This window comes from Streptomyces sp. UC4497 (assembly GCF_054871485.1).
Genome location: NZ_JBTYHB010000009.1, coordinates 71,746 through 88,915, shown reverse-complemented (window position 1 = coordinate 88,915; position 17,170 = coordinate 71,746). Strand labels below are relative to the sequence as shown.

At 68.1% G+C, this 17,170-nt stretch carries 16 protein-coding genes; 7 read left to right on the top strand and 9 right to left on the bottom strand.

The annotated features are described in order from the left end of the window. The first annotated feature begins 2 nt into the window (after positions 1–2). The 6 genes from murJ (at position 3) to trxA (ending at position 7,137) form a co-directional block, all read left to right on the top strand. Entirely contained in the window at positions 3–2,249 is a 2,247-nt protein-coding gene (gene murJ, locus ACYSUO_RS14960; protein WP_461776581.1) for a murein biosynthesis integral membrane protein MurJ, read from the top strand. A gap of 120 nt (positions 2,250–2,369) precedes the next feature. Then, positions 2,370–4,082 (top strand): protein kinase family protein, encoded by a 1,713-nt coding sequence (locus ACYSUO_RS14955; protein ID WP_461776580.1) that lies wholly within the window; start codon positions 2,370–2,372, stop codon positions 4,080–4,082. A gap of 34 nt (positions 4,083–4,116) precedes the next feature. Continuing rightward, a complete protein-coding gene (sigM, locus tag ACYSUO_RS14950; RefSeq protein WP_461776579.1) occupies positions 4,117–4,830 on the top strand; it encodes an RNA polymerase sigma factor SigM in 714 nt (237 codons plus the stop codon). Beyond that, entirely contained in the window at positions 4,827–5,663 is an 837-nt protein-coding gene (locus ACYSUO_RS14945) for an anti-sigma factor family protein (protein WP_461776578.1), read from the top strand. The genes sigM and ACYSUO_RS14945 overlap by 4 nt, the downstream gene beginning before the upstream one ends. 118 nt (positions 5,664–5,781) lie before the next feature. Beyond that, positions 5,782–6,759, top strand: coding sequence for a thioredoxin-disulfide reductase (trxB, locus tag ACYSUO_RS14940; protein WP_426902728.1), 978 nt, complete (start codon positions 5,782–5,784; stop codon positions 6,757–6,759). Between the two features lie 45 nt (positions 6,760–6,804). Next, on the top strand, positions 6,805–7,137 hold the full coding sequence (trxA, locus tag ACYSUO_RS14935) for a thioredoxin (protein ID WP_461776577.1): 333 nt from the start codon (positions 6,805–6,807) through the stop codon (positions 7,135–7,137). 127 nt (positions 7,138–7,264) lie between these two features. Here trxA and ACYSUO_RS14930 read toward each other — a convergent pair whose 3' ends face one another. The 9 genes from ACYSUO_RS14930 to rpmH form a co-directional block, all read right to left on the bottom strand. Then, entirely contained in the window at positions 7,265–7,882 is a 618-nt protein-coding gene (locus tag ACYSUO_RS14930; RefSeq protein WP_461776576.1) for a GNAT family N-acetyltransferase, read from the bottom strand. 306 nt (positions 7,883–8,188) lie between these two features. Continuing rightward, positions 8,189–9,292, bottom strand: coding sequence for a ParB/RepB/Spo0J family partition protein (locus ACYSUO_RS14925; protein ID WP_461776575.1), 1,104 nt, complete (start codon positions 9,290–9,292; stop codon positions 8,189–8,191). Then, a complete protein-coding gene (locus tag ACYSUO_RS14920; protein WP_461776725.1) occupies positions 9,289–10,365 on the bottom strand; it encodes a ParA family protein in 1,077 nt (358 codons plus the stop codon). Before ACYSUO_RS14920 ends, ACYSUO_RS14925 begins: the two co-directional genes overlap by 4 nt. A 255-nt stretch (positions 10,366–10,620) precedes the next feature. After that, positions 10,621–11,337, bottom strand: a complete 717-nt coding sequence (gene rsmG, locus ACYSUO_RS14915; protein WP_461776574.1) for a 16S rRNA (guanine(527)-N(7))-methyltransferase RsmG — start codon at positions 11,335–11,337, stop codon at positions 10,621–10,623. 110 nt (positions 11,338–11,447) lie between these two features. After that, positions 11,448–11,957, bottom strand: coding sequence for a Jag family protein (locus ACYSUO_RS14910; RefSeq protein WP_266711977.1), 510 nt, complete (start codon positions 11,955–11,957; stop codon positions 11,448–11,450). Between the two features lie 62 nt (positions 11,958–12,019). Then, positions 12,020–13,324 carry a membrane protein insertase YidC gene (yidC, locus tag ACYSUO_RS14905; protein ID WP_461776573.1) on the bottom strand — a complete coding sequence of 435 codons (1,305 nt, stop codon included), beginning with the start codon at positions 13,322–13,324 and terminating at the stop codon, positions 12,020–12,022. A gap of 8 nt (positions 13,325–13,332) precedes the next feature. Next, a complete protein-coding gene (gene yidD, locus ACYSUO_RS14900) occupies positions 13,333–13,683 on the bottom strand; it encodes a membrane protein insertion efficiency factor YidD (protein ID WP_266711973.1) in 351 nt (116 codons plus the stop codon). After that, positions 13,680–14,051 carry a ribonuclease P protein component gene (rnpA, locus tag ACYSUO_RS14895; protein ID WP_426902734.1) on the bottom strand — a complete coding sequence of 124 codons (372 nt, stop codon included), beginning with the start codon at positions 14,049–14,051 and terminating at the stop codon, positions 13,680–13,682. The genes yidD and rnpA overlap by 4 nt, the downstream gene beginning before the upstream one ends. 20 nt (positions 14,052–14,071) lie before the next feature. Continuing rightward, on the bottom strand, positions 14,072–14,209 hold the full coding sequence (rpmH, locus tag ACYSUO_RS14890) for a 50S ribosomal protein L34 (RefSeq protein WP_006381191.1): 138 nt from the start codon (positions 14,207–14,209) through the stop codon (positions 14,072–14,074). Positions 14,210–14,591: 382 nt separating this feature from the next. On the opposite strand from rpmH, the gene dnaA reads away from it, so the two are divergent. Beyond that, the gene (dnaA, locus tag ACYSUO_RS14885; protein WP_461776572.1) at positions 14,592–16,694 is read left to right on the top strand and encodes a chromosomal replication initiator protein DnaA; all 2,103 of its coding nucleotides are present in this window, start codon (positions 14,592–14,594) and stop codon (positions 16,692–16,694) included. The last annotated feature ends 476 nt before the right edge of the window (positions 16,695–17,170 follow it).

Genomic DNA, 17,170 nt, shown 5'->3' with positions numbered 1-17,170 from the left:
CCATGAACGCGCCGTACGACGGTGAGCGTGGCCACGGCTCGGGCGGCTCTGCCTCGGGCGATGGCCGGCCGTACGCCGGTTCACCACAGCCCGAGGGGCAGGTGCCGCCGCCGCAGCCTGCCCCCGACGCGTATCCGCAGGACGCGTACCTTCAGGACGCGTACGAGCAGGATCCGTACCGGGCGCACGACCTGACCGCCCAGGACCCGGTGACCGAGGCGTTGTACGACCGCGCCGCGCATCCTCCGCCGCCCCCGGGCACGCAGCAGGCGCAGCAGCCCCTGTACGCGCCGCCGCCCGCGCAGCAGTACCAGCCCGACCCTCGCGTGTGGGCGCAGACGCCCGCGCCGGAGCCGGCGGGCCCCACACAGCATCTGCCGTACGGCGACGACGCCCGTACGACACAGTTCGTGGGTGTCGACGACCTGGTGACGCACTCCGCGGAGGAGAGCCACGAGCCGGACGCCTTCGCGCACCTTTACCGCGACCAGCAGCCCGGCCACAGCGGTGGCCGCCCGCCGGCCGAGCCCGTCGACAACCCGACGACGCAGCTCGGTCCTCCGCAGCCCCCACCGCCGCCGGCCGCCACTCCCGCACCTGCGCCCGCGGCGAAGAAGGGCGGTCGCGCCTCCAGCATCATGAAGTCGAGCGCGGTGATGGCGGCGGGCACGCTGGTCTCCCGCCTCACCGGCTTCGTGCGCACCATGGTGATCACCGCGGCGCTGGGCGCCGGACTGCTCGGTGACACCTGGTCCGTCGCGTACACACTGCCGACGATGATCTACATCCTCACCGTCGGCGGCGGCCTGAACTCGGTGTTCGTGCCGCAGCTGGTGCGCGCGATGAAGGAGGACGAGGACGGCGGCGAGGCCTTCGCCAACCGCCTGCTCACGCTGGTCATGGTGGCGCTCGCCACCATCACGGCAGTCGTCGTCTTCGCGGCACCCCTGCTGATCCACCTGATGTCGAACACGGTCGCCAACAACTCGGACGCCAACAGCGTCGGCGTCGCCTTCGCCCGCTACTGCCTGCCCACGATCTTCTTCATGGGCATCCACGTGGTGATGGGCCAGATCCTGAACGCACGCGGGAAGTTCGGCGCGATGATGTGGACCCCGGTCCTCAACAACATCGTGATGATCTTTACGTTCGGCACGTTCATCTGGGTCTACGGGACCGCTGCCGAATCGCAGATGGGCGTCACCACCATCCCGGACGAGGGCATCCGCCTCCTCGGCATCGGCACCCTGCTGGGCCTTGTCGTGCAGTCCCTCGCGATGATCCCGTACCTGCGCGAGACCGGCTTCCGCTTCCGGCTGCGCTTCGACTGGAAGGGCCACGGCCTCGGCAAGGCCGTGAAGCTCGCCAAGTGGACCGTCCTGTTCGTCCTCGCCAACCAGGCGGGCGTACTGGTCGTCACCCAGCTCGCCACCGCGGCGGGCGAGGCGTCCCCGGTCGACGGCACCGGCATCATGGGCTACTCGAACGCCCAGCTGATCTGGGGCATGCCGCAGGCGATCATCACCGTCTCGGTCATGGCCGCCCTGCTGCCGCGCATCTCGCGCTCCGCCCACGACGGCGACCCCGGCGCGGTCCGCGACGACATCTCCTCCGGCCTGCGCACCTCGGCCGTGGCGATCGTGCCGATCTCGTTCATGTTCGTGGCGCTCGGCGTTCCGATGTGCACCCTGCTCTTCGGCTCCAGCGGCGTCGAGTCCGCCCAGTCCATGGGCTACATCCTCATGGCGTTCGGTATCGGCCTCATTCCGTACTCCGTGCAGTACGTCGTGCTGCGTGGCTTCTACGCGTACGAGGACACTCGGACGCCCTTCTACAACACGGTCATCGTCGCCGCGGTCAACGCCGCCGCCTCGGGCATCTGCTACCTGATCCTGCCCGCCCAGTGGGCCGTGGTCGGCATGGCACTCTCGTACGGCATCGCGTACGCGATCGGCGTCGGTGTGGCCTGGCGGCGGCTGCGCAACCGGCTCGGCGGCGACCTGGACGGCGCACACGTCGTCCGTACCTACGCCCGGCTCTGCCTCGCGTCGCTGCCGGCGACGGTCGTGGGTGGCGGAATCGGGTACGCGGTCACGCAGGCACTGGGCCACGGTGTGCTCGGCTCGATCGCGGCGCTGGTCGTGGGCAGTGCGGCACTGCTCGGAGTCTTCTACGTGGCAGCCCGCAAGATGAGGATCGAAGAACTGAATTCGCTGGTCGGCATGGTCCGCGGTCGTCTCGGCCGCTGACCCGGCCGGAAGCGTGTGCAACCATCGGCGGCCATCGCGTGTCGTGCATAGCGCCGGACTGTGGGCACAATTGGCTTTGGCGTCGGAGTGAGTGCAACGGATGGGGAGGCAGGAACGACGGTGGCGGAACGGAGCACGGCTGCCGTCGACGTGGCCGACAACAGTGGTGATGAACCGCTGACCGCCAAGGCGGACAAGGCCACGGCCGACGGGGTGGCCGATACCGGGGAGCAGGACGCGCCTGAGCGCGAGGAGGCGGTGGACACCGCGGAGACGGGGACTCACATGAGCCCCGGCGCCGCGTCGCCACCCGAGCTGCACAGCGGCCACAAGCTCGCCAGACGCTACCGGCTCGAGGAGTGCGTCACCCGTCTGGACGGTTTCAGCAGCTGGCGTGCGATGGACGAGAAGCTCCGCCGTGCCGTCGGTGTGCACATCCTCCCCGCCGATCACCCCAGGGGCCGTTCGGTGCTCGCCGCCGCCCGCTCGTCGGCCCTTCTGGGCGACCCCCGCTTCGTGCAGGTGCTGGACGCGGTCGAGGAGAACGATCTCGTCTATGTCGTCCACGAGTGGCTCCCCGACGCCACGGAACTGACCGCCCTGCTCGCCCTCGGCCCCCTCGAGGCGCACGACGCGTACCAGATGGTCAGCCAGGTCTCCCACGCCATGGCGGCCGCCCACCGTGAGGGCCTCGCCCATCTGCGCCTCACGCCGAGCGCCGTGCTGCGCACCTCCACCGGTCAGTGGCGCATCCGCGGCCTCGCCGTGAACGCGGCGCTGCGCGGGATCACCTGCGACACCCCGCAGCGTGCGGACACCGAGGCGATCGGGGCGCTCCTGTACGCCTCCCTGACCCAGCGCTGGCCGTACGAGGACGACGCCTACGGCCTCTCCGGGCTGCCCAAGGGCGTCGGCCTCATCGCCCCCGACCAGGTGCGCGCCGGCGTCCACCGCGGTCTGGCGGAGCTCTCCATGCGCGCGCTCGCGAACGACGGAGCGACCGCGTCCCGCCAGGAGCCGCCGTGCACCACGCCGGAGGACCTGGTGAAGGCCATCGGCGAGATGCCCAAGATCCGGCCGCCGGAGCCCGCCTTCACGGCACCCCCGGAGTACCAGCGGACCACGTACCAGCAGGGCAGCTACGGCCGCACGTCCGCGCGCGCCACCCAGCCCGTCCCCACGCCGCCGCCCCCGCTGCACAGCCGTACCGGCAAGGCCCTCAAGTGGGGCGTCTCGGCGCTGCTCATCGCGGCCCTCGGCCTGGGCAGCTGGCAGCTCGCCGACGCCCTCATGGACCGTGGCAACGCGGGCAGCTCCGGGTCCACGGACACCTCGGACGACAACGACAAGGGCGGCAAGCAGGACGCGAAGCCGATCTCCATCGAGAGCGCCAAGGAGTTCGTCGCCGAAGGCGACGCCCAGGCTCCGGGCGACGTCGGCAAGACGTACGACGCCAGCACGTCGACGTACTGGCGGACCAAGTCCTTCGTCGACGGCCCGAAGATGGTCATCAAGCCCGGCGTCGGCATCGTCTACGACCTCGGCTCCGACAAGGAAGTGTCGGCCGCCTCGATAGGGCTCCGATACGGCGGCGACCACACCACGGTCTCCCTGTACGCCTCGCCGTCCCTCGACCCGGGCTCGGTGTCCGGCCTGAAGCAGATCGGGTCCAAGACGGATTCGCGGACCACCTCCGCCAAGATCACGGCCGATGACCCGGTCAAGACGCGCTATCTGCTCGTCTGGCTGACCGCCCTGCCCCACGCAGGCCAGGATGGCTACAGCAGCGCGGGCTTCAAGCAGGGCATCACCGATGTGGAGTTCACCGGCTGACGGGCACGGCTGACCACGGGGAGGGGGTTCGACAGTGGACGACGCCTACGGCGAAGCAAACGATCAGGACCTCCTCTCCCGTCATGTCGCCGGCGACAAGGACGCCTTCGGTGAACTCGTCCGACGCCACCGCGACCGGCTCTGGGCCGTCGCCCTGCGGACCCTGGGGGACCGGGAGGAAGCCGCGGACGCGGTGCAGGACGCCCTGGTCTCGGCCTATCGCGCCGCACACACCTTCCGCGGCCAGTCCGCGGTAACGACCTGGCTGCACCGCATCACCGTCAACGCGTGCCTGGACCGGGCCCGCAAAATGGCCTCGCGCAAGACCGCGCCCGTGGACGACGCCGACCGTCTGGACCAGCTCCTGGAACCGCACGAGTCCGCCGACGCCCCCGTCGAGCGGAGCGATCTGCACCGCCAGCTCCTGGAGGCGCTCTCGGTCCTGCCCAGCGACCAGCGCGCGGCCCTCGTCCTCGTCGATATGCAGGGTTATCCGGTCGCCGAGGCCGCGCGGATCCTCGACGTGCCCACCGGCACGGTCAAGAGCCGCTGCGCGCGCGGCCGGGCGAAGCTGCTCCCGCTGCTGAAGCATCTCCGCACGGAGGACGGGAGCCAGGAAGGTGGCGAGAACCCGCCCCCCAAAAGGAACCGGGCGCAGGGGACATCCGTCCCACCCGCAGCGGGACCTCGTGACGAGACAGGACCTGGCGATTCGGCTGCGGTGAAGGGCGGAGGTGGGCGAGCGTGACATCCACGACCGACACTGCAGAGCACCCGGAGGTCACCGAGATCTCCGAACTTGCCGAGGGTCTGTTGCCTCCCACGCGTACGACCGCCGTCCAGCAGCACCTCGACGGCTGCGCACTCTGCGCCGATGTCCTCGCGTCCCTGGAAGAGATCCGCAGCACGCTCGGTGCCGTGTCGACCCCGCCGCGCATGCCGGACGAGATCGCGAGCCGGATCGATGCCGCCCTGGCCTTCGAAGGGGACCGTGAAACGGGGCCCGTTTCACGTGAAACAACGACCACGGTCGACCGCCCTGCCGGGCACGCACACGGAGCCACCGGCCCGGGACGCAAGGCACGCGGCAGCCGGAGGCGCACCGGCGCCGTGCTCGGGGCCGTTCTGACGGTCACCGCGATCGGTGTGGGGGCCCTGCTCATCCAGAACGACGAGGGCGGCTCACCGGTCGCGAAGAAGAGCTCAAGCGCTTCGACCTTCGCCAAGGACACGCTGGAGACGAAGGTCACGTCGCTGCTCGGCTCCTCGACACTCAGCACCGAACAAGAGGGACCCAGCGCGCAGGGTACGAAGGCGCCGATGCAGAAACGCGCCGTCTCGGTGCCCCCGTGCATCCAGCTCGGGACCCACCGGAACGAGGACCCACTCGCCGCGGAGACAGGCACGTACGAAGGGAAGAAGGCCTACCTCGTCGTGCTGCCCCACAAGACCGACCCGGCCCACCGGGTCACGGCCTTCGTCGTCGATTCCTCCTGTGTCGACTCGTCCTCCTCAGTCGGCACGCTGCTGTACAAGCACGATTACGACCACGGCTCCGGGGCCCTCAAGAGCACTCGCTAGGTGTGGCCGGGCACGTCGGGAATGCATGCCCCGTAGGATCCGTTGGGTGGGGTGAGAGTCCTCCGAATGGCCTCCCCTGGCAGTACGCAGCAGTCCCGCAGAGACGAGGAATCAAGCCGTGAGCGACGTCCGTAACGTGATCATCATCGGCTCCGGGCCCGCCGGCTACACGGCGGCGCTCTACACCGCGCGCGCGTCGCTGAAGCCGCTCGTGTTCGAGGGTGCCGTCACCGCTGGTGGCGCGCTGATGAACACGACCGAGGTGGAGAACTTCCCCGGTTTCCAGGACGGCATCATGGGCCCCGAGCTCATGGACAACATGCGCGGCCAGGCCGAGCGCTTCGGCGCCGAGCTCGTCCCCGACGATGTCGTGGCCGTCGACCTGAGCGGCGAGATCAAGACCGTGACGGACACCGCGGGCACCGTGCACCGTGCGAAGGCCGTCATCGTCACCACCGGCTCCCAGCACCGCAAGCTCGGCCTCCCGAACGAGGACGCGCTCTCCGGCCGCGGCGTCTCCTGGTGCGCGACCTGTGACGGCTTCTTCTTCAAGGACCAGGACATCGCCGTGATCGGCGGCGGCGACACCGCGATGGAGGAGGCCACCTTCCTTTCGCGCTTCGCCAAGTCGGTGACGATCGTCCACCGCCGCGACACCCTGCGCGCCTCGAAGGCAATGCAGGAGCGCGCCTTCGCCGACCCGAAGATCAAGTTCGTCTGGGACAGCGAGATCGCCGAGGTCAAGGGCGAGCAGAAGCTCTCCGGTCTGACGCTGCGCAACCTCAAGACGGGCGAGACGTCCGAGCTGCCGGTCACCGGTCTGTTCATCGCGATCGGCCACGACCCGCGCACGGAGCTGTTCAAGGGGCAGCTCGAGCTCGACGACGAGGGCTACCTGAAGGTCGAGGCGCCCTCGACGCGCACGAACCTCACCGGTGTCTTCGGCGCGGGAGACGTCGTGGACCACACGTACCGGCAGGCGATCACGGCGGCCGGCACCGGCTGCTCCGCCGCTCTCGACGCCGAGCGTTTCCTGGCCTCGCTCTCCGACGGCGAGTCCGCCGAGCCCGAGAAGACCCAGACCGCCAGCGTCTGAACCGAACTCCTACTCACGTATCCCCCAAGAAATGAGGAGCCTGCTGTGGCCGGCAACCTGAAGAACGTCACGGACGCCACCTTCGAAGAGGACGTCCTGAAGAACGACAAGCCCGTCCTGGTCGACTTCTGGGCCGCTTGGTGCGGCCCGTGCCGCCAGATCGCGCCGTCGCTCGAGGCCATCGCCGCCGAGCACGGTGACAAGATCGAGATCGTCAAGCTCAACATCGACGAGAACCCGGGCACGGCCGCCAAGTACGGCGTCATGTCGATCCCGACCCTGAACGTGTACCAGGGTGGCGAGGTCGCCAAGACCATCGTCGGTGCCAAGCCCAAGGCCGCCATCGTGCGCGACCTCGAGGACTTCATCTCCGAGTAATCAGGCGACGCCGTTTCACAGACGGCGGCCGTTGTTTCACGTGAAACACGAACGGGCCGACCCTTCCGAGGGTCGGCCCGTTTCCGTTGTGAGGGCCCACCGGCTGTCACAGCGGCCGGAAGAACCGTCACAGCGGCCGGAGTGCCGGTTCCTTCTGTACGGCTCCCAGAAGCCTGTCCAGGGCCATCTCGACGTCTTCCTTCCAGGAGAGCGTCGTCCGCAGTTCCAGACGCAGCCGCGGATGGGTGGGGTGGGGCCGCACGGTCTTGAACCCGACCGCCAACAAATGGTCTGCAGGAAGCAGACAGGCGGGGCCCTTCCACTGCGCGTCTCCGAAAGCCTCGATCGCCTTGAAGCCCCGGCGCAGCAGATCCTTCGCGACGGTCTGCACGATGACACGGCCAAGGCCCTGCCCCTGATAGTCGGGCGAGATCCAGGCCGTCATGAGCTGAACGGCATCGGGGGACACCGGACTCGTCGGGAAGGCAGTGGACCGTGGCACGTACGCGGGAGGCGCGTAGAGCACGAAGCCGACCGGAACGTCATCCACGTAGACGACGCGTCCGCAGGAGCCCCACTCCAGCAGGACGGCGGAGATCCACGCCTCCTTCTCCAGTTCGGGCGTGCCCGCCTTTACCGCGGCCTCGCCGCTGACCGGGTCCAGCTCCCAGAAGACACATGAGCGGCAACGCTTGGGGAGGTCCGGGAGGTTGTCCAGCGTGAGCGGTACGAGCCGACGCCCCATGAAGGCAGTTCCTCGCTTCCTTCGCCCGCCGCTGCGCGGGCGGCCGTCAGAGCGCTCCGTTCCCTGAGCAGGCTGCCGACGAATCCGCCGACCGCTCCCAGGCCGAGACCTGCGGTCATCAGTCCGGTGCGACTCACCGATCGCATGACCCGCCTCCTGTATGAGGTGCCGCCGGGTGGATGCGCTCTTCCCGTCGCATCGTAACCACGATGGGATTCGCCCGATACCGTAGACAAGCAAAGAGCGGGCCGTGTTCCGGTACATCCCGGAACACGGCCCGCTCTCAGGTCTCGACCAGGGCGGAACTCAGTCCTGTTCGTCGCCGTCGGTCTCCTCCGGGAGACCGTTCTGGAGCACAGGCCCCTCACCGGGAGCGAGGGAGCCGAGGATGCGCGACAGGTCGTCCATCGAGGCGAATTCGACGACGATCTTGCCCTTCTTCTGACCCAGGTCGACCTTCACCCGCGTCTCGAAGCGGTCCGAGAGCCGCGTGGCGAGATCGGTCAGCGCCGGGGAGACCCGGGCGCCGGCCCGCGGCCCCTTGGCCCGTGCGTTGCTCTTGGGCCCCGACCCCATGAGGGTCACGATCTCCTCGACGGCCCGCACCGAGAGCCCTTCGGCGACGATGCGGTGGGCCAGCCGGTCCTGCTCCTCGGAGTCCTCGACGGAGAGCAGGGCACGCGCATGACCCGCCGACAGCACGCCTGCGGCCACCCGGCGCTGGACGGCCGGCGAAAGCTTCAGCAGTCGCAGCGTGTTGGACACCTGCGGGCGGGACCGGCCGATCCGGTCGGCCAGCTGATCGTGCGTGCAGTTGAAGTCCTTGAGCAACTGGTCGTAGGCGGCAGCCTCTTCCAGCGGGTTCAGCTGCGCACGGTGCAGGTTCTCGAGGAGCGCGTCGAGGAGGAGCTTCTCGTCGTCCGTGGCACGCACGATGGCCGGGATGCGCTCGAGCCCCGCCTCTCGGCAGGCCCTCCAGCGCCGCTCGCCCATGATGAGCTCGTAGCTGCCGGCCCCCACCTGTCGTACGACGACAGGCTGCAGCAGGCCGACTTCCTTGATGGATGTGACCAGCTCGGCGAGAGCGTCCTCGTCGAACACCTCACGCGGCTGGCGCGGGTTGGGCGTGATGTCGTCGATCGGCAGCTCGGCGAAATGCGCTCCCGCAGGACGCTCGAAGTCATCGGCTGTCGTGGCCGCCGGCTCCTCGGTTTCCCGTGAAACAGGCTGCTGCGACAGTGCGGCCACCTTCGCGGCCGCCACTCCACGCTCGGTCGTCAACACCGGCACCGAGGCGGGAGACGTCGACCCTCCGCCCGCCTGGGTGGCCGGGCCCGTCTTCTCAGGGGTGGGGGCAGCCGGGATCAGCGCGCCGAGTCCTCGGCCAAGTCCCCTCCGTCGATCGCTCACTGAATCCCCTCCGACGTACTCTGCTGGTCAAGTTGAGTGCCCGTGTGGGCGTTCTGGGCGTCGTAGTGAATCCCGACTCCGCGCAGCGCCATCTCTCGTGCTGCTTCGAGGTAGGAGAGCGCCCCACTCGACCCTGGATCGTAGGTCAACACGGTCTGCCCATAACTAGGGGCCTCCGAAATACGCACCGAGCGCGGAATGCTCGTCCGAAGGACCTCGCCGGCGAAGTGGTTACGGACTTCATCCGCGACCTGCGACGCCAGCCGAGTCCGGCCGTCGTACATCGTGAGCAGGATCGTGGAAACGTGCAGGGTGGGGTTGAGGTGCCCACGCACGAGATCCACATTTCGCAGAAGCTGACCGAGGCCCTCCAGCGCGTAGTACTCGCACTGGATCGGGATCAGCACTTCCGCCCCGGCGACCATGGCGTTGATCGTCAGAAGGCCGAGCGACGGCGGACAGTCGATGAGGATGTAGTCCAGCGGCTGCTCGTACGCCTGGAGGGCGCGCTGCAGTCGGCTCTCCCGCGCGACCAGAGAGACCAGCTCGATCTCCGCACCGGCGAGATCGATGGTGGCCGGGGCGCAGAAGAGGCCTTCCACATCAGGTACGGGCTGGACGACTTCGGAGAGCGGCTTGCTGTCGACCAACACGTCATAGACGGAGGGCACTTCGGAGTGATGGTCGACACCCAGAGCCGTGGAGGCGTTGCCCTGTGGGTCCAGGTCCACCACCAGGACACGTGCGCCGTGCAGCGCAAGTGAGGCGGCAAGATTGACCGTTGTCGTGGTCTTACCGACCCCGCCCTTCTGGTTGGCCACCACCATGACGCGGGTCTGCTCGGGTCGTGGCAGGCCCTCGCCCGCACGACCGAGAGCTTCTACTGCCAGTTGGGCAGCGCGTCCAATGGGTGTGTCGTCCATCGGGGGCGGCGTTTCACGTGAAACATCCTCCCCCGCCGATTCGGTACGGGGACCGGGGACCGGGTCGGTCATCGGTCCCGCGATGTTGGCGTCGGACCGCAAGGATTCACTCTCCTCGACTTCAGGCTCGCAATGAACAGAGCCTCCCATGCCTTCGGGGTCAAGAACCAGCGAGGCCCGTGCTTCTGTGGACGAATCCCCCTCTGTGGACAACTCCGTGTCCTGATCGAGGGATCCAAGAGGTTTTCGGTCGCGGGGAGCGGCCGCCGCGCGGCCGCGACTGATGATGCCCTGCAGCAGTGAGCGACGTTTCACGTGAAACACGATGCACCGCAGCGGGATGCCGTCCCGCGCGACACCCCGAGATGCGTACGTTTGACAGCTTTTGTGGAGTACTGCTGGTCGTCAGCGCCTGCGTCGGGCACGTCCCGTGCGGGCCGCCTTGGCGCGCTTCGCCGCGAAACGCACACCGCCGGGGCTCTCCCCGACCTCTACACGCACGACGGTGGACAGGGGGTCCACGATGCCCTCGCCAACGTGCAGGACCGACGTCTCCACCGCGCCGAGCTTGCTCAGGGCGGTGCCCGCACTCTTGAGCTCTTCCTCGGCGGTGTCGCCCTTGAGCGCGAGCATCTCCCCGTACGGCCGGAGCAACGGGACGCCCCACGCGGCCAGCCGGTCCAGCGGAGCCACGGCGCGAGCGGTGACGACATGGACGGGCGGCAACTTGCCGAGGACCTCCTCGGCCCGTCCCCGCACCACGGTCACATGGTCAAGACCGAGCAGTTCGACGACCTCGGTCAGGAAAGTCGTACGACGGAGCAACGGCTCCAGCAGGGTGATCTTGAGGTCCGGGCGGACCAGGGCGAGCGGAATGCCCGGCAGGCCCGCGCCCGAACCGACGTCGCACACCGTGACGCCCTCGGGGACCACCTCGGAGAGCACGGCGCAGTTCAGGATGTGCCGCTCCCACAGACGCGGCACCTCGCGGGGGCCGATGAGGCCGCGCTGCACTCCCGCGTCAGCGAGAAGCTCCGCGTACCGGACCGCGTCCGGGAAGCGCTCGCCGAATACCACCCGGGCCTGCTCCGGGGCCGGGGGGAGTTCTGCTGCCTCCGTCACGGGGACCGTCCTTCCGTACCGCTCTACCGCAGTAAGTGGCTGACTAACAGGCTGACAAAGATCGGCCCCGCCTGCGAAACAGACGGGGCCGGAAGGCGACGTGCTGCCGATCAGGCAGGAAGCACGACGACGAAGCGCTGCGGCTCCTCGCCCTCGGACTCACTGCGCAGGCCGGCCGCCTTGATGGCGTCGTGCACGACCTTGCGCTCGAAGGGCGTCATCGGGTTCATCTTGACCGGCTCACCGGTGTTCTTCACCTCGGCCGCGGCCTTGGCGCCCTGCTCGGTGAGCTCGGCGCGCTTCTTCGCGCGGTAGCCGGCGATGTCCAGCATCAGGCGGCTGCGGTCCCCGGTCTCCCGGTGCACCGCGAGGCGGGTCAACTCCTGGAGCGCCTCGAGGACCTCTCCGTCGCGACCGACCAGCTTCTGCAGATCGCGGCTGCTCACATCGCTGACGATGGACACGGCGGCGCGGTCGGCCTCGACGTCCATGTCGATGTCGCCGTCGAGGTCGGCGATGTCCAGCAGACCCTCGAGGTAGTCCGCGGCGATCTCACCCTCCTGCTCGAGGCGGGTCAGGGTGTCGCCAGCCTCAGCAGCGGCGGTGGTGCCTTCCGTCACGGGATGGGCTCCTTCTTGCGTCAAGGCTTGCGCCAACGTCTTACGACGCGTAGGTCGGGGTCTTACTTCTTGGACGGGGACTTCGGCCGCTGCGGGCCGCCCTTGCGCTGCCCGGACTTGGCCTTGCTGCGCTGCTGTGAACCGCCCGCGGGCTTGGCGCCACCGGACTGCTTGGACTGCGGCTTCGCGTCCTGCGGCTCGTCCTTCTTCTCCAGCGAGGTCTTCTCGGAGGGGGAGTCGTCCTTCTCCGAACCCTGGGCCGTCGAGCCGCCGGACTGGCGCTGCGACTTGGACTGGCGCTTGGGCTGCTGGCGCTTCGGGGTGCCCTTCGGCATGCCGTCCTCGTCCAGCTCCTCCGCCGCGGAGCCCTTGGCCACCGTGCCGTCGGTCTGAGCCGCGAGACCGGCCTTGCTCAGCCCGTTGATGAACTTGCGCTCGTACTCGTTGCGGTCACGGCCCTTGGCGACGATCGCCTTGACGATGTTCCGCTCGCGCTTGTTCTTCGTGGCGCCGTGCTCGACGACGTGCTTCTGCAGACCCTCGAGCATCTTGGCCTGAGCCTTGGAGCCCGGAGTGGGGTTGCGGTTGATCACGTACATCTGCTGGCACATGGTCCACACGTTGGTGGTCAGCCAGTAGACGAGAACACCGACGGGGAAGTTGATGCCCATGAAGAGGAAGATCAGCGGGAAGACGTACATCAGCATCTTCTGCTGCTGCATGAACGGCGTCTTCACCGTCAGGTCGACGTTCTTCGTCATCAGCTGGCGCTGCGTGTAGAACTGCGACGCCGACATCATGATGATCATGATCGCGGTGACCACGCGGACATCGGTCAGCGAGGCGCCCATGGCCTGGACCTCGGCGGCGCTGTCCGTGAACTTGGCGGCCAGCGGGGCACCGAAGATGTGCGCCTTCTGGGCGCTGTCCAGGAGCGACTGGTTGATGACGCCGATGGTCTTGCCCTCGGCGATGGCCGCGAGCACGTGGTACAGGGCGAAGAAGAACGGCGACTGCACGAGAATCGGAAGGCACGAGGAGAGCGGGTTGGTACCCGTCTCCTTGTACAGCTTCATCATCTCTTCGGACTGACGCTGCTTGTCGTTCTTGTAGCGCTCCTGGATCGCCTTCATCTGAGGCTGGAGCAGCTGCATGTTCCGGGTCGACTTGATCTGCTTCACGAAGAGCGGGATCAGGCAGATCCGGATCAGGACCACCAGGGACACGATCGACAGGCCCCAGGCCCAGCCGGTATCAGGGCCGAAGATCGCCCCGTAGACCGTGTGGAACTGGACGATGACCCACGACACCGGGGTCGTGAGGAACGCGAAAACGCCTGATACAGCGTTGACGATATCGGAAATCATGTCCCTGATCAGGCTCCTTGGGCGTTGGGCGAAGTCGCTCCGGACTTATTGTCCTGTGCAGAGGGGCTGTCGCCCTCAACGGCGGGGGCCGTTTTTTTGTCCCCGCGCCATGCCTCGCGCAGCATCTCGTGCCAGCGCGGACGCTTGCGTGGCGGAACATAGTCGACGCCGCCCAGGGACCACGGATTGCACCGGAGGATCCGCCAGGCGGTGAGTGCTGTTCCCTTGACTGCCCCGTGCCGGTCGATGGCGGTGAAGCCATAGTGGGAGCACGACGGGTAGTACTTGCACACCGGACCCAGCAGTGGACTGATGGTCCACTGATAGATCTTGATCAAGGCGAGCAGTGGGTACTTCATCGCGCGCCCCCTCCCAGCAGCCGCTGCAGGGCGGCATCCAGGTCTCGGGCCAGCTGTGCGTGGGTAGCGTCGCCCGCTCCGGGCAACGCGCGTACGACTACCAGGCTACCTGGGGGCAACGCAGCAACCCGGTCGCGCATGAGGTGGCGAAGCCTGCGCTTCACCGCGTTCCGTACGACGGCGCCACCCACGGCCTTGCTCACGACGAAACCCGCACGCGGCGGGGAGAGAGTCTCCCTGGTCGCGTGCGGGTCCGTTGAACCGCTACGTAGGTGAACGACGAGAAGCGGGCGTCCGGCCCGACGTCCCCGGCGTACCGCGGTCGCGAAGTCTTCGCGCCGCCTCAGCCGATATTCGGTAGGCAGCACGTCATGACCTGATTACGAGATCAGGCGGACAGGCTGGCGCGACCCTTGCCACGACGGTTGGCGAGAATCGCACGACCGGCGCGGGTCCGCATGCGAAGGCGGAAGCCGTGGGTCTTGGCACGACGACGGTTGTTCGGCTGGAAGGTGCGCTTGCTCACTCGGGGGCTCCTGAAAAACGTGTGGTGGCGGGACATCGCCTGGCTGTCACCGTGCGCCCACGAGTAGCTCGCGAATACGCCCGAGTGCACCGCTACACGGCCCGCAAGAACTGTGGATCGTGACCTTGCCCATCGGAGGCAGGCGGCAGCAGCCATCGACAACTCGACCTGGTCACGGTACGCGCGGCTACGCCATCCGGTCAAACCGGCGTCATGCGGGGGACACTGTCCACAGGCTGGGGACAACAACTTGAACCGCAGCGGTCGCGCTGACTACCGTGGCTGAACTCCGATTCGTTCCCTTCTCACCGCACCACCCGATTTTCTTCCCGATCCGTCCCAGGGATCACACGTTCGTGGGACCAGCGAGAGAGCGTGCCCTGTGGCTGACGTACCTGCCGATCTTGCCGCAGTGTGGCCACGAGTTCTGGAGCAACTCCTCGGGGAAGGCCGCGGGCAGGGCGTCGAGACGAAGGACGAGCACTGGATCCGGCGCTGTCAGCCGTTGGCGCTCGTCGCCGACACCGCGCTGCTCGCCGTTCCCAACGAATTCGCCAAGGGCGTACTCGAGGGCCGGCTGGCCCCGGTCGTCAGCGAGACCCTCAGCCGCGAGTGCGGCCGCCCCATCCGGATCGCGATCACCGTCGACGACTCCGTGGGCGAGCCGCCCGCCCCCACTCCTCCGCCGGCCCCGCAGCACCGCTACGAGGCCCCCGAGCCGCAGCAGTCTCCCGGCCAGCCGCGTGACGCGTTCGACAACCGGGAGACGCACGAGAGCCGGGAGCGGGAGACCTACGAGGGCTTCGAGCGCCGCGGCGCCGACGAGCACGGCCAGGGCCCGCGGGCCGAGCAGCCCCCGGCGCCCCGGCCCGACCAGCTCCCGACCGCCCGCCCCGCCTACCCGGACTACCAGCGCCCCGAGCCGGGCGCCTGGCCGCGTCCGCAGCAGGACGAGTACAACTGGCAGCAGCCCCGGCTCGGCTTCCCGGAGCGGGACCCGTACGCGTCGCCGCCCTCACAGCAGCCGCAGCACGACTACCGGCAGCAGGAACGGTCGCCCTACGAGCAGCAGCAGCCGTACGAGCAGGAGCGCGGTCGCTACGACCAGCAGCAGGAGCGCTCCCCGTACGAGCAGAAGGGGGACGGCCGCCCCTCTTATGAGGACCGCTCCTCCTACGAGGACCGCTCCTCTTACGAAGAGCGACCTTACGAAGACCGTTCCTACGAGGGCCGCTCTTCTTATGAAGAGCGGTCGTCCTATGAGGAGCGCGGTTCCTACGAGCCTTCGCGCGAGCGGCCGCAGCGGCGTGATCCCGGCAAGCCCACGATGGGCGGCCGTCCGAACCAGGACGGCGGACACGGCCCCGGCGGACACGGCACTCGTGGCGTGCCCAGTGGAGCGCCCGGCCCCCTGGCGGCCCAGCCCGCGCCGGCGACCGGCCCCGGTGAGCCGACGGCGCGCCTGAACCCCAAGTACCTCTTCGACACGTTCGTCATCGGCGCGTCGAACCGCTTCGCGCACGCGGCCGCGGTCGCCGTCGCCGAAGCGCCGGCCAAGGCGTACAACCCCCTGTTCATCTATGGGGAGTCGGGCCTCGGCAAGACCCACCTGCTGCACGCCATCGGGCACTACGCCCGCAGCCTCTATCCGGGCACGCGCGTGCGGTACGTGAGCTCCGAGGAGTTCACCAACGAGTTCATCAACTCGATCCGTGACGGCAAGGGCGACTCCTTCCGTAAGCGGTACCGCGAGATGGACATCCTTCTGGTCGACGACATCCAGTTCCTCGCGGACAAGGAGTCGACGCAGGAGGAGTTCTTCCACACCTTCAACACGCTCCACAACGCGAACAAGCAGATCGTGCTGTCCAGTGACCGGCCGCCCAAGCAGCTGGTGACGCTGGAGGACCGGCTGCGCAACCGGTTCGAGTGGGGCCTGATCACGGACGTCCAGCCGCCGGAGCTGGAGACCCGTATCGCCATCCTTCGTAAGAAGGCGGTGCAGGAGCAGCTCAACGCGCCTCCGGAAGTGCTCGAGTTCATCGCGTCCCGCATCTCGCGCAACATCCGTGAGCTGGAAGGGGCGTTGATCCGCGTCACGGCGTTCGCGTCGCTCAATCGACAGCCTGTGGACCTGGGGCTGACGGAGATCGTCCTCAAGGACCTGATCCCGGGTGGCGAGGACGCGGCTCCCGAGATCACGGCCTCGGCCATCATGGCGGCGACCGCGGACTACTTCGGGCTCACCGTGGAGGACCTCTGCGGGTCCTCGCGCAGCCGCGTCCTGGTGACGGCCCGGCAGATCGCGATGTACCTGTGCCGTGAGCTGACCGACCTCTCGCTGCCGAAGATCGGCGCTCAGTTCGGCGGCCGCGACCACACGACCGTGATGCACGCGGACCGCAAGATCCGCGCGCTGATGGCCGAGCGGCGCTCCATCTACAACCAGGTCACCGAGCTCACCAACCGCATCAAGAACGGCTGACAGCAGACCGGTTACGACCCGCAGGGCGCTTCGGGAACGACTCCCGGAGCGCCCTTTTCGTGCCTCTGGAGCGCTCCTCCCGTGCCTCTGATCGTGCCCCTGAAGCGCCCTTCTCGTGCCTGCGGACGGGCTCGAAGCCCAGTCGGCCACCGATTCAAGGACACCGCGCGCTCGCCCGGTGTTCGATTCGAAGCCGCGTTACGGGTGTTCTCCACAGATCTGCCGGGTTTTTGCGATCCACACCCTGGGGACCGGGAAGTTGTCCAGACTGTGTCCACAGCACCCCCGAGTGACAGGGCATCAAACCAGGTCAGACGGCTGTGGATTCGTGGAAAAGTGATCTCCACAGCCTGTGGAGAGATTTTTTGTCCACAGGCTGTGCATGACGTTGTCCACCGGCAACCCACAGGCTCGCGGCCGTTGTGCACAGCGATCAAGAGCTTCTCCACACGGCTGTCCACTGTTCGGCAACGCAA

Excerpts from the sequence above, each read along its gene's own strand:
- murJ (WP_461776581.1), top strand. The coding sequence starts at position 3 with ATGAACGCGCCGTACGACGGTGAGCGTGGCCACGGCTCGGGCGGCTCT.
- ACYSUO_RS14930 (WP_461776576.1), bottom strand. The coding sequence starts at position 7,882 with ATGGGGCGTCGGCTCGTACCGCTCACGCTGGACAACCTCCCGGACCTC.
- ACYSUO_RS14920 (WP_461776725.1), bottom strand. The coding sequence starts at position 10,365 with ATGGGAGGCTCTGTTCATTGCGAGCCTGAAGTCGAGGAGAGTGAATCC.
- yidC (WP_461776573.1), bottom strand. The coding sequence starts at position 13,324 with ATGATTTCCGATATCGTCAACGCTGTATCAGGCGTTTTCGCGTTCCTC.
- yidD (WP_266711973.1), bottom strand. The coding sequence starts at position 13,683 with ATGAAGTACCCACTGCTCGCCTTGATCAAGATCTATCAGTGGACCATC.